General features: G+C 33.4%; 9 protein-coding genes. 4 read left to right on the top strand and 5 right to left on the bottom strand.

The features are described from left to right. Positions 1 to 387: 387 nt before the first annotated feature. Both ACHRVZ_RS17400 and ACHRVZ_RS17395 read left to right on the top strand, forming a co-directional pair. Complete coding sequence (locus ACHRVZ_RS17400; protein WP_395424160.1) at positions 388 to 1,026, top strand: nucleotidyl transferase AbiEii/AbiGii toxin family protein; 639 nt, start codon at positions 388 to 390, stop codon at positions 1,024 to 1,026. Between the two features lie 327 nt (positions 1,027 to 1,353). After that, positions 1,354 to 1,764, top strand: coding sequence for a hypothetical protein (locus tag ACHRVZ_RS17395; RefSeq protein ID WP_395424159.1), 411 nt, complete (start codon positions 1,354 to 1,356; stop codon positions 1,762 to 1,764). Positions 1,765 to 2,475: 711 nt separating this feature from the next. On the opposite strand, the gene ACHRVZ_RS17390 is transcribed toward ACHRVZ_RS17395, so the two are convergent. Together ACHRVZ_RS17390 and ACHRVZ_RS17385 are read right to left on the bottom strand one after the other, a co-directional pair. Beyond that, on the bottom strand, positions 2,476 to 2,979 hold the full coding sequence (locus ACHRVZ_RS17390) for a CAP domain-containing protein (RefSeq protein WP_395424158.1): 504 nt from the start codon (positions 2,977 to 2,979) through the stop codon (positions 2,476 to 2,478). 1,088 nt (positions 2,980 to 4,067) lie between these two features. Then, complete coding sequence (locus ACHRVZ_RS17385) at positions 4,068 to 6,302, bottom strand: chitinase (protein WP_395424157.1); 2,235 nt, start codon at positions 6,300 to 6,302, stop codon at positions 4,068 to 4,070. A 1,558-nt stretch (positions 6,303 to 7,860) separates the two neighbouring features. Here ACHRVZ_RS17385 and ACHRVZ_RS17380 point away from each other — a divergent pair. Then, positions 7,861 to 8,208, top strand: a complete 348-nt coding sequence (locus ACHRVZ_RS17380) for a hypothetical protein (protein WP_395424156.1) — start codon at positions 7,861 to 7,863, stop codon at positions 8,206 to 8,208. Positions 8,209 to 8,495: 287 nt separating this feature from the next. On the opposite strand, the gene ACHRVZ_RS17375 is transcribed toward ACHRVZ_RS17380, so the two are convergent. The 3 genes from ACHRVZ_RS17375 to ACHRVZ_RS17365 all read right to left on the bottom strand — a co-directional run bounded on the left by ACHRVZ_RS17375 (position 8,496) and on the right by ACHRVZ_RS17365 (position 9,720). Continuing rightward, positions 8,496 to 8,765, bottom strand: coding sequence for an integrase core domain-containing protein (locus ACHRVZ_RS17375; protein WP_395424457.1), 270 nt, complete (start codon positions 8,763 to 8,765; stop codon positions 8,496 to 8,498). A 17-nt stretch (positions 8,766 to 8,782) separates the two neighbouring features. Further along, complete coding sequence (locus ACHRVZ_RS17370) at positions 8,783 to 9,094, bottom strand: DDE-type integrase/transposase/recombinase (RefSeq protein WP_395424155.1); 312 nt, start codon at positions 9,092 to 9,094, stop codon at positions 8,783 to 8,785. Positions 9,095 to 9,378: 284 nt separating this feature from the next. After that, the gene (locus ACHRVZ_RS17365; protein ID WP_395424154.1) at positions 9,379 to 9,720 is read right to left on the bottom strand and encodes a hypothetical protein; all 342 of its coding nucleotides are present in this window, start codon (positions 9,718 to 9,720) and stop codon (positions 9,379 to 9,381) included. A gap of 604 nt (positions 9,721 to 10,324) precedes the next feature. On the opposite strand from ACHRVZ_RS17365, the gene ACHRVZ_RS17360 reads away from it, so the two are divergent. Continuing rightward, positions 10,325 to 14,309: hypothetical protein (locus ACHRVZ_RS17360; RefSeq protein ID WP_395424153.1), on the top strand; the 3,985-nt coding region annotated here is incomplete at its 3' end.

Genomic DNA, 14,309 nt, shown 5'->3' with positions numbered 1-14,309 from the left:
TTACGAGTTAAAAACTATCACTTATTACTTTAAAATAAAGAACCTATTTCTAAAAAAATATATTTGGTGCTCAAAGTGAAAGTAGTTTTTCTTGAAGAATACAGTTCAGTTTGATAGTTATAAATAAGTAAAATGATAGAAATAAATGATTGCAATTAAAATGTATTCAAACAATAAATGACTTAATAATTGATACTATATTTAACTCTAAAATAATTTTATTAAGATATGTGTTTTTATTATTTTAAATATCGCCTATCAGTCTTAATCAGTAGAGGTTTTAATCGTATTATTTTTTTATTTTTAGCTTTTACTATGTTTATATGGTTAAAGATTGAAAGTAGAAGTTTACAATAGATGTTTGTATTTTTAGTGCCACAATAAATTATGAAAAATTGGAATCAAATCTCAAAAAGGGAGAAATTGGAAATTTTCTCCAAAATAGCAGCAGAGAAAGGAATTTCAACTTATACCGTTGAGAAGGACTGGTGGATAACTGAAGCTGTTTATCTCATTTTTCAAACCAGACTTTCGACGCATTTGATTTTAAAAGGAGGACCAGCATTTAATAAAGCATGGAATTTAATTGAAAAATTTTCTAATGACATAGATTTATCATTGGATATATCGTTTTATGGTTTTAAGGGAGCGATAACTTCGAGAGAATTAGCTACAATACAAAAGAGGTTATATAACTATATAAGTCAACAGTTTTATCCTTCATTAGAGCAAAAATTTAAAGATAAAGAACTCAATGTTGTTATTACCTTAAGAGAAAATGATTCCGCTGAAAATGTCTTTATTCTAGAGATTAATTATGATAGTATAGTGAAGTACAAATCAAAAACGAAATCTAAAATTACATTAAAAATTGATTTTAAGTCTCATTTGGAAACATGTAAAATGAAAAGTTTCTCATCATTTGTAAGTAGTCATTATCCTGATAAAATATTTCCTGGTATTCCTGTTAAGATACCCTGCGTTAATCCTGAAAGTGTTTTTTTATTGAAAGATTTTTTGAAATAGCGTTATAAGCAGTAATATTTATAGTAGTAAGTAAATGAGAAACTTGGGTTTTAACTTCAAAAATAAATCTAACTTAGAAGGTATAGTTAATTCTAATTTAAAAAAGGGGATAAAGTTATAGTAACAAATCCGGATAATGAATTCTCTGTTTGTTTTCTCAATGGTAAACTTACCCAAACAGATCTTAATTGTTTTTTATTTAATTCTGAGTTAAATAATTCCAATGGAGAACTATCATTTCAAAATTTATTAGAATGCAATAAGACACCTTATTTATATGTTGGTAATGGTCCATTTACTATTGAATGTTCGTCTTATAAGACTAATGTGAAGAAGTTTCAGCGAGTTGATTTTTTAGTAAACTTAAAAGGCTTTGGGAGAATTATTTTTGATTTGAAGTGTGGAAAAAAAATTAAGTTTTTTAATTCTGAAGGGGAATATTTTTCAATTTTTATTTCTGAATTGGAAGAGTTAAGTGTAATTCAGGAAGATATTTCATTGCCTTTATGGATATCATTTTCGGATAAGAATTTATTTAATAGAGGTAATAAAATGGTCTTTTACTTGGTTGCTTTGGTAGCGATTATTAAGTTTTGGAAAGATCTATCTTTTTGGTTCGATAAAGTTGAAAATTATAATGAGATCAAGGTGTTAAGAATTCCAGATGAGTTATTAATAAGAAGTGAAGATAGTATATCTTTAGGAGAGGGCCAGTATCAAATAGATCAAAACTTTTGAATGATTTTTCTAAGAATAATTTTGCTCATAATAAAAAAAATCAAAGAAGAACTCTCTGTATTTATACAAAAAAAACAAAAAACATCCGAAAAGTAAGATTGTTGAGAAATTATCTAAAGATAAATTGTTTTTTTGTTTTAAAGAAGAAATTAACTATCATTTAGGTAAATTAATTGCCGATCCAGAAATGTGTTTTAAAGCCAATAAGATAAATATGCACGTTTTTTAATGATTTTACATTACTATTTATATATAAAAGATAAAATACCGATCAATATGATAAAGAATGAAAGCTCTATAAAATCCATAACTTCCATTAAGCAAATTAAGATCAAAAGAACGCAGCTTGCTACTAAGAACAAACTCGAATATAAATCAGTATAAACATAAAGCATTCCTGTTGCGAGAAAGAGGATGCTTAATATTTTTTGCAGTTTTTTCAAAGCTTAATATTTGAAATTAATACTAATGTGTTGAAAAAAGGTAACAATCATTAGATTTATTTTTAAATGATTGTCATAATAATACAAAAAACACCACAATATATATTATTTCCCTTTTTCTAAAAAAAAATCAGTTTAAAAGTATAAAACACATGTTTTTTTGCATTGTCTAAAGTAACATATGATCTAATTTGAATGATAACTGTAGAGTGTTAAATCACCAAAAGTAACAATCAATTAAAAAACGTTTAAAGTAAATTATGATATATTATTTACTAAGTATTTTTGCGAAAATATTAGTGTAATACTTCCTTTTTGCATCACTTTGTCTTATAGAAATTCCGAAATGAGTATAATCTCCTTCGATTATCGTTTTATGACCAGGACTCAAGAGCCATGCCTCAAAAGCTTCTTTAGGTTTTTTGTAGTTGTAAGCAATATTTTCTCCCACTTTTATTGCGGTTAATACTTTAACAATGTTATCATAGCGTTCGGTAAAGCCAGCATGATTGACTGCATTATTATTTATCATATAAAGGTTATGCTGTTCGGCTACATAGGAAATATGCTTGTTTGGTTCTAACTGATTAAGTCCAATACTCTGTCTGTATGCATTTATTAAGTCCATTGTTTCTAGCTCTTCTGAATTAAAAGTGTACTCCATTTTGAGGGGAATAGGTTCGATTACAGGATGATTGTCTTCTGAAGAACAAGAAAATAGTAAAGTTGAAAAAACAATCAAAACAATTAAATGAGGAATAGATATTTTCATAATAATGTGGATTTAGTAATTTTGGGTTTTGAAATTGTAATACTTAAATTTTTTTTTTGAACATGTATTTTCTATTACGAACGCTAGTGAAAATAAAAATGGCTGAAATAATTATTGCCTCAAATAGAATTACCATTCTATAGTTTTCTTAAATCTTTTATCCTTACTTTAATTAAATTGATTTAAATTATTAAGGTTGATAATTTGAGGAACAATAATTATTTATGCTTAGCTGATAATGAGATTTTAGAGAAAAGAAGATGTTTAATTCGTTATTTTTAAACTTAATTTAAATCTACTATTAACCTGTTTTTTAGATTGATAGAAAGTAATAAGTGTGATAATCCGATAGACAAAAGAGAGGTATTGGAATCGGTTAAATAGTTTAAAAAAGAGAAGTTTACCTATAAATGAATATTTTTAAAAATAGCTATCAAAATAAATAGTCAAATAGTTGATTGTGTTAGTGCTATATCTTATTTTGTACTGGTATATCTTGTAACTAAAGTGGAAAAAATGGAGGTAAAAACATTAAAAAAGAGAAAAGCAAATTCTTCAATTAGTAGAAAACCTTCCGGAATGATTGATGAGAAAGCTAAATCAAGGCGAAGTTGTTTAAGATGACATTCTAATGTTTTTAATAGTCAAATAAAAATAACTGGTAAAGTATAATCAGTACTAATTTAGTTTTGATGTAAATTAAATTTAGGATTACAAATCAAAAACGAAAAGTAATTTTAGGACAAGACATAGTGGTATAATATAAAACTAATAAATGCTAATGCTCCGTTTTTTTATCGAATAGCGATTTTTTTTTTGCTTTTTAAAACAGAATTAGCCCTAGCTTTTTGTAGTGTAACAGGTGTCTACTTCAAATATAAAAGCATCACTTTAGAAGTGATGCTTTTTTAAGTTCACTGGTCCCCACCAGTGAACTTTTTTTTCTTGTTTAAAAGAAAATTATAAATATAGTCCAAATGTATTTGTTTTCAACTGATGCTTATTATTAAAAAGTAATATGTGGTGCTTTTTTTTAAATAATTGTAGGTTTAAAGTTTTTTTTTAAAATAAATAAATGTAACTAGATTTTAATAAGTAGCTAAATCTCTGCAAGAGAGTTCAGTGTCAGATTCTGTTATCGTTACACCAAAATCAGTAAGATATTTTTTATAGAACCCAATTCTGTCCGCAACTAGAGGGTCTTTCGCACTGTTTGAAACGCCACACTCTATGCCTCCATTAATTATATTAATTGTTTTAGCAAAACCTCTTGTTGTGTTTATAACATCATGAGGACTTGGTTTTATTCCCTCAGGCATATTCCAAAAGGTAATTGCAGTCATAAAGGCATTTTTAGCATTTGCTAAAACAGTTTCGGGAGCACTTAATAATACATTTTTGTCTCCATATATTAAAAAGCTTGAGATGCCATAATTGTAATTCCATGAAAGTTGGATTGGTCCTCTTCCATGATAAAATTTTCCAGTAACTGCTGGGAAATCTTGGTTAACAGCTGTATAGTTATTGCATCCACTTTCACATCCATTTTCTTCTTTGAAATATAGACCGTAAGTTTTTGTAGGTTCAATATTTCCGCCTCCTGTTGTTTCATGAGAAATATTTGCTAAAAATGCACATAATTCTTTTTTATCATTTGTTGAATTACCAGAGTTCAAGAAACTGGAAAAGTTTATTACTGACGTTACGATTTCAGGTTTGGATATATTCCAACTTTCGTTATAATCTTGGCCGACAATAATCTGGTCAACAGTATTTTTTTTTAAGTCCGTGCGTTTAATTTTATACGTATAATTGATGTATGTTAAATCTGTATTCTGTCTTTTAATGATTTCTATTTTGATATTTTTTAATTCATTTACGGCATCAATGAGTGATTGATATGAATAAAATTCAGTGCCAGTTTGGTTAAGTGTGAGGTTTGCCCTGTAAGGAAATAATTGACTAAATTGATTGTTTGTCATTAATAGTTCTACTGCTGAGATGTTTTTATTTGAAGTAGTCACGATTAATGTTTTACCATATGTAGTAGTATTGTTGCTTTGTGCAAATGCACGGATGTAATAAGTAGTACTTGCAGTAAGGTTATTTATAGTTGCGGAGAATGATTTAGTAATTGGTGCCAAAGTTGTTGTGGAATTTGTGATAGTTGGTTCCGAATATATTGCACTCCAACAGAATCCGTTTTCTGTAATAGTAACTCCAGTATTTGTGACAGTGTTTCCATTTATAAAGAATGAAGTTTCACCGATATTTGTCACCGAACCCGTTATTGCATTAATCGCATTGGGAGCAAACGACACATCGGGACTGTATATTATTGCTCCGTTTGCAATTGCGTAAAACCTAAGGTATTGTGTTTCTGAGGTGGTTATCACATAGTCATTTATATTAAAATTGATCACAGGATTTGATTTAAAAATTTCTGAATTAAGCACGGTATCCAGATTGTTAAGAGACTGTGTATTCGATAGGACTATCTTATTGGTTGTTGGAGATGCAGATGTGCCGCTGTAGTATCCGTATTCGGTAATGGTTCCCTGCTGAGTGCCAGCATTTATATTAAGTGTTCCGCTAAATTTAGGATACAATGTAGTGCTGCCAGTAACTGTGGGAGTAGTGAGAACAGGAGTTGCACAGTTAAAAATTATGGGGTTGCCGTAGCTAATTCCGAGGTCGCTTTTTGCATACGTTCTGAAATAGTATGGATTTGCTCCCAGACCTGCTATATTTACCGATATAGAACCTCCTTTAGCTATTACTGGAGATGAAGTTGTCGCCTTATTCACAGGTGATGTAGCAGCTCCTGTTGAGCCGTCAAGTAAAGGAAGTGTTTCAAAATCACCTCCTGTTATGGGCTTATATATGATGCCGGTTTCTTTAGGAGGAATCCCTGCGGGCTCTACTAAAATTCCCTTTATTGTCGCCGTAGTGGAGTTTGTTCTTATTGGTTTATTGGTATCTGATTTTTTACCTGTAGTGACAACAGCTGTTGAATTTATATTAAGAGGAGCCCATCTTGATCCTAGGTAAATGCAGGGCTGCCCGGATACAGGCTCAGTTGAAGCATTGCAGTCCGTACACCATATTTGAAGCCCTGCAGGAGGAGAAATTATAGCATTTCGTTGTGATTTTGTCATACGTGGAGGAAGAAAACCTTTTGTAACACTTTCTACATCGAGCGCAGCTTTTGAATTAATTATAAAAGGATTATCTCCTACCTTTAGTATTGATTGACTAGATGCATTTAGAGCGATTCCTGCTGTCATGAGAATTAATGCAGTTATTTTTAATTGTTGGTACATGGGACGGAAATGTTTTATATTACATTAAATTGGATTAATTTGTTCTTTAAAGATTTTTTAGTAGATCATATGATTAAATTCTTTAAGTTGATAAGACCTATAATATGCGGTGAGAGAATTCTTGTTTACTTTTAATATTTAAGTAGATTTAACAAATGTTTAAATAAGTATTCAGCTCATATGGTTATTTTTACTCCTAAATATTAAATTAAAAAGCACCGCTAATTAAGCGATGCTTTTTTTCAGAGTAGCCCCCACTAACCTGAATTCAATTATGAAAGATATTTTAAAGTCCTCAAAAATTGTATTTTTTTTTTATTTTAGAATTGCTTTTGTAATAATAGTATCTTTTTGGTTAATATTTGAGAATTGATAAAAGTTTTATTTTGTTAGAGTTTTCTCTTATTTAAAAAAAGCATTGTGAAAATATAATTTTCGGAATGCTTTTAGTAGGACTTTGATAGATCTTTTTGTAATTTACTATCTTGTAGATTTAAAAAAGCAAATAAACTGAGGTATTATTCTTTGAAAGCTTTTATTACTTAGGTAGTTTATTTAAATTGAGATTTACATTGAGTTAGATGGATGTTGAGAGAATAATGTAAATGCTTGGAATGGAAATTACTCTTGTTACAATTTAACGGTGGGTATTTAATACATCCTAGTGATTGAATTACATATAAAAAAGGTTTTGAGTAGCGTCAGAGCCAGATAGAGAGTATCTGAAGCATATATAAAAACCAATGCTGTTTGGTGTTATTTACATCGAGTGGTTTCTAAATCCGGTATGTTGACGATTTTTTAGTGACCAGTAAGAAGGTAGATAATGATTGTCTAGTCATTTCTAATTAAGACGATAAACAATAATTGCACATCATGGGAGTAATAATAGGAAAAAGTAGCTCTAACACCAGCATACTACAAGGTTACAACAAACGTTGTTTTCGAAGATAAAGATTGGATAATGCAAATATATTAATAATTATGGTTTGGTAGGAGCGTCGATTTATTAAACGGGTAATATAAAATGGATTGGATTTCAAAAGTTTAGAATCTGATCAAAGTTTTTTTGTGACTTAATTTTTAGTTTTTTTGTTTACATAGTAGGGAGATAGAACACGAAGAATAACTAAAGCTATGTTCTAAAAGTGAAAAAATAATAAAGAGGAATTTTCAACGTTTCTTTCGAATTTATTGAGGAATAAACTCGAGCTAGTATCTTTTTTATTTCTTGTGTTTTAGAATAATTTATACTTATCGACTAATCTTTAGTACTTCATAAACTTTTAACTTTAGAATAAATAAATCAGTTATTTCCTTTTCAGCTCTCAGTATTAATCTCGTTTATATTCCATGCATCATATTGTAACGGAAAATATCTGAATCAATTTATGTGATTTCTTTTTTCGTATCTACTTAATTGCTTTTAGTAGCAAATACTTCCAAATAAAATACTAGTTATTACCTAAAACCTAACAATAAATTATTTTAAGTATCAGATTAGACTAAGAAAAAATAAATTTGATATCAATGGTAGCGAATTAAAAAAAAGTAAAATATGAATTGTCCAAATAGAAAAGAAAAGAAAAAAATAGCAGAACTTGCGATTACAGACCTAATTGATATTACGATATTAGAAGACATTTGTATGCCATTGGATAGTTGGGAATACCCGAGAATTCAGTATTTCACAAACATGATCATAAAGGACACAATAATAATCGAATTTTATCAAAAGAAGAAAGATGAGGCTTTTTTTAGCGACACAATAGTATTTTACTTTAATTACAATAGTTTTATTTTCTATTCGCATATTAAAAATTTATCAATCTCAACAGAAATAAAGAAGATAAAAGCTAAAACGATTAAGTCACTAATTGAAAAAAAGTACGATATATCTCTATGAAATAAGTGAAAAACGATAAAGTTTAACACTCAACCCATATGTTTAAAATAATCATAAAGTTACGATTTAACTTGTCTTACTATTATTGTCGAAAAACCGGTCAATTTTACCACCTAATTCCGGAGTAAATTGTGTCTTGTCCTGAATTTACTTGTCGTTTTTGATTTATAATCCTAGATTTAGTTTACATCAAATTAAATCAGGTACTGATTTTAATTTACAAGTTGTTTTTTATTATTTAACTACTAGGAACATTAGAATGTCATCTTAAATAACTTCGACTTGATTTATCTCCTTTCCTTTTTTTTTTGCCTTGGATATTCTTTCCAGCGTTTTTTAATTGTACCTGAGATTTGATGAGCTTGGTTAGACGTTAGATAATCAAGACTTGAATGAGGGCGTCTTAAGTTATAATGATTAATGTTAATTATTATATTTTTCTTCGCTTCTTTATGGTTCTGATAAATCTTTTTAGGGAAGAACTCATTTTTGATAATCCCATTAACCCTCTCAGCCAGTGCATTCTCGTATGGACTGCCACTCTGAGTCATACTTATTGCTATTTTATCCTCATTTAAAAGTGTTTGTACTGTATTCCTCTGTCAGAATGATGTATTAATATAAAAGAATATACTCGTCTTCTGTTCTCTAAGGCCATCTTCAGAGCTTCTATACAACCTGACGCTTCAAGATTAGGATGTAAAGCATGACCAACAATCTTCCTTGAATATGCATCAGTTATTAAGCTCAGATAACTAAACCCCTCTAAAGTTCTAATATAAGTTATATCACTTACCCAGAGCTGTTCCGGAGCGTAAAGTGATAAATTCTTTATTTGGTTTGGATACTTCTTTAACCAATGGTGAGAGTTTATTGTCTTTACCATTCGTCTTCTGATTAACAAACCATGGAAACGTAAAAGATCATACAATTGATCTCTACCCATCTTTATCTGATGCTTTTCCATTTCAGGAATCAGTAAATACAACAGCTTTCTTGTCCCAAGCATAGGAATCGAAGAACGAAATTCGCTTACTAATTTTAAAACTACAGTATGTGCTATACTTGTTCTTGCTGCTTTATGATGAGCTAAATAATAAGCTTGTCGGCTTACTCCAAACAGTGCACATAACTCTACCAGGGTATATTCTGGTTGCTTTTACCGCATTCTTAAGACTGTTTGGTACCACGCTTTTTTCTTATCTTGATATGGAAGTCACTTTCTGCCACCTCAATCATTGTTTCAAGGGTAAGATTCTTCAATCTGGATAGCTCTAAAGCTTTGGTGAGTTCTTGTATTTTCTTTACAAGCAACTTAGATTCCTGGTTTTGGGTCATATCAAGAGGTTGTGAAAATTTATGAGCACTCAGAAGGATAGTCAAATTAATATTGCCTGCCCATGCTTTGATACTATTTCTTGAAACCCCGTATTTTCGACTAGCACCAAGGCAGCTGATTATACCCGATTTTACTTCTTCAGCAATTTTCGATTTACCCTTCTCATCAATCATTCCAGAAGGTTTTCTGCTAATTGAAACTTTTTATTCTGTCTTTCTTACTGTCTTTGTCTTCATTTGTTGTGCTTTAGTGACAAGCTATACTAGGACAAGACAAAAAGTAATTGGCATCTTTTCCAAAAACGGTCACTGCGGATGTGCTAACAAAAATTGGAGACAAAAATTAGGGAGGGTATTTTTGCACTCTAATTTATTTTATAAAATATCTTTTTTAGAGAAGTGAATAATCTTTAAAATTTACATTAGCTTTTTATAATCGAAAAGGTATTAATTGCGCTCATTTAAGTAATTAATCGCATCACTTGTTTAACTGTTTTCTTTTTTTTTAAGAATAAGGTTAATTTTTGTAAAAGTAAGGTTGTCTTACAAAAAAAAACACATCTAATTTTGATATCGAAATCTCCAACTTAACGTTAAAATAGAACCAAAAGATGTAGCTAAAGAGATCTTTAAAAGAATAAATTTCCTGTTAATTTGTGAAGAAATATTTATGACCTAGAAACACAAACACCATTTTTTGCCTTTTCAAGGAATAAGGCAAATATACAAAGCGAGTACTAATTGTTTTCTATAAAATGAAAATATAAATTTTAAACAAATGAAAAAAACTACTTTTTTTATTTTGCTTATATGTTCCATGTTATCGAACATATATGCAGCAAATACTAATGATAATGCTTTTAGTGTTACTGTGCTTGATGCTCCCGCAGTGACTGCTCCTACACTCTCTAGCATTGCCAACCAAGCTGTTTGCGATGGGCAAACCATTAACAATATAGCCATAACCCTTGGCGGAGATACCAATGCGACATTGTCAGCAACCAGCAGCAATGGCAGTATTACTCCAAGTATTACCTTTAGCGGCACAGGTGCTAACCGCACCATGAGCATTTCCACCATAAAGATGCAGATCGGCACTACAACCATTACTATTACCGCTACAGGCACAGATGGTACGGCAAGCCAGACCTTTTTGCTTGAAGTGGGCAATAAAACCCCTGTAACAGTTAGCACATTAGCGGGGAGTACTCAGGGGTTTGCAGACGGCACAGGCACAGCTGCACGATTTTATAATCCTAGAGGAGTTGCTGTAGATGCTTCGGGTACTGTATATATTGCAGATCCGTCTAATAATAGAATTCGTAAAATAACTCCCGAGGGTGTGGTAACTACCCTTGCAGGAAATGGCAGCTATGGTTTTGCAGACGGCATTGGCGCAACAGCACAATTTGATAGTCCTATTGGAGTTGCTGTAGATGCTTCGGGCAATGTATATGTTGCGGATTTTGGTAATAATAAAATTCGTAAAATAAGTCCAGCGGGCTCAGTAACTACTCTTGCAGGAAGTACATATGGTTTTGCAGACGGCGCTGGTACCGCAGCACAATTTAAGGGGCCTTGTAGCGTTGCTGTAGATGCTTCAGGCAATGTATATGTTGCGGATGCGTATAATCATAAAATCCGTAAAATAACTCCCGCAGGTGCGGTAACTACCCTTGCAGGAAGTACAAGTGGTTTTTTAGACGGCACAGGCACCACAGCACAATTTTATACTCCTTATGGAGTTGCTGTAGATGCTTCGGGAAATGTATATGTAGCGGATGTAGTCAATTATGCAATCCGTAAAATAACTCCAGGGGGCGCAGTAACTACCCTTGCTGGAGGTACATTTGGTAATGCAGACGGCGCAGGCACCGCAGCACAATTTAAAGATCCCTATGGGGTTGCTGTAGATGCTTCGGGCAATATATATGTTGCAGATTATGGTAATAATAAAATACGTAAAATAACTTCGGCGGGAGAAGTCACTACCCTCGCTGGAAGTACAAGTGGTTTTGCGGACGGCACAGACACCCAAGCACAATTTAAAGATCCTCAAGGAGTTGCTGTAGATGCTTCAGGTAATGTATATGTTGCGGATGCAAGTAATAATAAAATCCGTAAAATAGTAGATGCTTCCTTTAGCAGCTGTAATGCTAAACCTTTATTTAGTCCTGCTTCGCTTCCTAATTTATCATTGTGTTTAGTAACTGCAGATACGGCCCTTAGTGCTATAGCTGTTAATGTTTCAGATGACGGTACAGTGGAAAGTACAACAGTTACCAGTAGTAATACAGCTTTGGTAACAGCGGCCAATACCGGCACAGCTTCTGCAGCAGTTATAGCCCTTACACAAAAAGCCAATCAAAGCGGTACGGCTGACATCACAATAGAAAGCACCGATAATTACGGTGCCAAGAGCACTATAACCTATACTGTAACTGTTAAAGCGGTACAGCTGACAGCCAATTTACAAACTAATGTCTCTAAAAATGCAGGCAGTAATGGTGCGGCTTCAGTTAATCCAGCAACAGGAGGAACGGCTGGTTATACTTATGACTGGTCCCCTGGAAATCCAACAGGAGATGGTACTGTAAGTGTTACAGGTCTTACTGCCGGCACTTGGACCTGTACGGTTACCGATGCTAATTCTTGTCAAACAACTCAAAGTTTTACAATTACAGAACCTGCTCCTTTAGTAGCTATTGGTTCACAAACCAATGTCTCTTCCATTAGAGGTAGTGATGGTTCGGCTACTGTTTCTGTTTCTGGAGGAGTTCCTGGATATACTTATTCTTGGGCACCAAGTGGAGGAACAGCTGCTACAGCTTCAGGATTATCAGCAGGTACGTATCAAGTGACTGTTACGGATGCCAATGCAAATCAAACAACTCAAAGTTTTACAATTACAGACCCTACACTTTCTGCTATCGCCAACCAAGCTGTTGCTTGCGATGGACAGACCATTAGCAATGTAGTGCTAACGCTTTACGGAGATACTGATGCAATATTGTCAGCAGCCAGCAGCAATGGCAGTATTACGCCAAGTATTACCTTTAGCGGTACAGGCGCCGACCGCACCATGGATATTGCCACTATAAAAGGGCAAGCTGGAACTGCAATTATTACCATTACCGCTACTAGAGCAGGCGGCACGGAAACCCAATCCTTTTTACTTGAAGTGGGTACTAAAAACCCTGCAGCAGTTAGTACATTAGCGGGCAGTAGTGAGGGTTTTGCAGACGGCACAGGTGCCCAAGCACAATTTTATAGTCCTATTGGTGTTGCTCTAGATGCTTCGGGCAATGTATATGTTGCAGATACAAATAATCATAAAATCCGTAAAATAACTCCTGCAGGTGTGGTAACTACCCTTGCAGGAAGTACTAAGGGTTTTGCAGACGGGACAGGCACCCAAGCACAATTTTATAGTCCTATTGGTGTTGCTGTAGATGCTTCTGGCAATGTATATGTTTCGGATCAGAGTAATCATAAAATCCGTAAAATAACTCCAGGGGGTGAAGTCACTACCCTTGCAGGAAGTACTAAGGGTTTTGCAGACGGCACAGGCACCACAGCAAAATTTAGTAACCCTCAAGGAATTACTGTAGATGCTTCTGGCAATGTATATGTTGCAGATATAAGTAATCATAAAATCCGTAAAATAACTCCCGCGGGCGAAGTAACTACCCTTGCAGGAAGTACAAGTGGTTTTGCAGACGGGACAGGCCCAGCAGCTCAATTTAGTGGGCCTACTGGAGTTGCTGTAGATGCTTCGGGCAATGTATATGTTGCGGATAAGAGTAATAAAAAAATCCGTAAAATAACTCCCGCGGGTGTGGTTACTACCCTTGCGGGAAGTACTCAGGGGTTTGCAGACGGCACAGGCTCCGCAGCAAAATTTTATTATCCTACTGGAGTTGCTGTAGATGCTTCGGGTACTGTATATGTTGCAGATCAGGGTGATCATAAAATCCGTAAAATAACTTCGGCGGGCGAAGTAACTACCCTTGCTGGAAGTACAGATGGTTTTGCAGACGGCATTAATGGTCCTTCCGGCGTTGCTGTGGATGCTTCTGGCAATGTATATGTTGCAAATACATATAGTAATAAAATCCTTACAATAGTGATGGATGATTCATATAGCGTTTGTAATGCCAAACCAGAGTTCAGTCCTGTTGCGCTTTCTAATTTATCATTGTGTTTAGCAGCTTCCGATACGCCCCTTAGTGATATACCTGTTACTGTTTCTGATGATGGTACAGTGGTCAGCACAACAGTTACCAGCAGTAACACTGCTTTGGTAACAGCGGTTAATACCGGTACAGCTTCGGCAGCAGTTATTGCCCTTACCCAAAAAGCGAATCAAAGCGGTACAGCTGACATTACAGTAGAGAGTACCGATAATAATGGTGCAACGAGCACTTTAACCTATACTGTAACTGTTCAATCGGTGCAGCTAACAGCCAATTTACAAACTAATGTCTCTAACAATGCAGGCAGTAATGGCGCTGCTTCAGTTAATCCAGCAACAGGGGGAACCGCTGGTTATACTTATGACTGGTCCCCTGGAAATCCTTCAGGAGATGGCACTGTAAGTGTTACAGGCCTTACTGCTGGTACTTGGACCTGTACGGTTACCGATGCTAATTCTTGTCAAACAACTCAAAGTTTTACAATTACAGAGCCAGAAGCATTGAGTTTTATAACGAAAACTTTACCGGGTTATGATTCTAATGCGCTGTACACTCAAACTATTGAAG

Origin of the sequence: Flavobacterium sp. FlaQc-57, from assembly GCF_044007395.1 — a bacterium.
GTDB lineage: Bacteria > Bacteroidota > Bacteroidia > Flavobacteriales > Flavobacteriaceae > Flavobacterium.
The sequence above is the reverse complement of the archived record's forward strand: the minus strand, read 5'-3'. Positions and strand labels throughout refer to the sequence as shown.

Coding starts and splice junctions, on each gene's coding strand:
- ACHRVZ_RS17400 (WP_395424160.1), top strand. CDS start 388: ATGAAAAATTGGAATCAAATCTCAAAAAGGGAGAAATTGGAAATTTTC.
- ACHRVZ_RS17390 (WP_395424158.1), bottom strand. CDS start 2,979: ATGAAAATATCTATTCCTCATTTAATTGTTTTGATTGTTTTTTCAACT.
- ACHRVZ_RS17385 (WP_395424157.1), bottom strand. CDS start 6,302: ATGTACCAACAATTAAAAATAACTGCATTAATTCTCATGACAGCAGGA.
- ACHRVZ_RS17380 (WP_395424156.1), top strand. CDS start 7,861: ATGAATTGTCCAAATAGAAAAGAAAAGAAAAAAATAGCAGAACTTGCG.
- ACHRVZ_RS17370 (WP_395424155.1), bottom strand. CDS start 9,094: ATGGTAAAGACAATAAACTCTCACCATTGGTTAAAGAAGTATCCAAAC.
- ACHRVZ_RS17365 (WP_395424154.1), bottom strand. CDS start 9,720: ATGATTGATGAGAAGGGTAAATCGAAAATTGCTGAAGAAGTAAAATCG.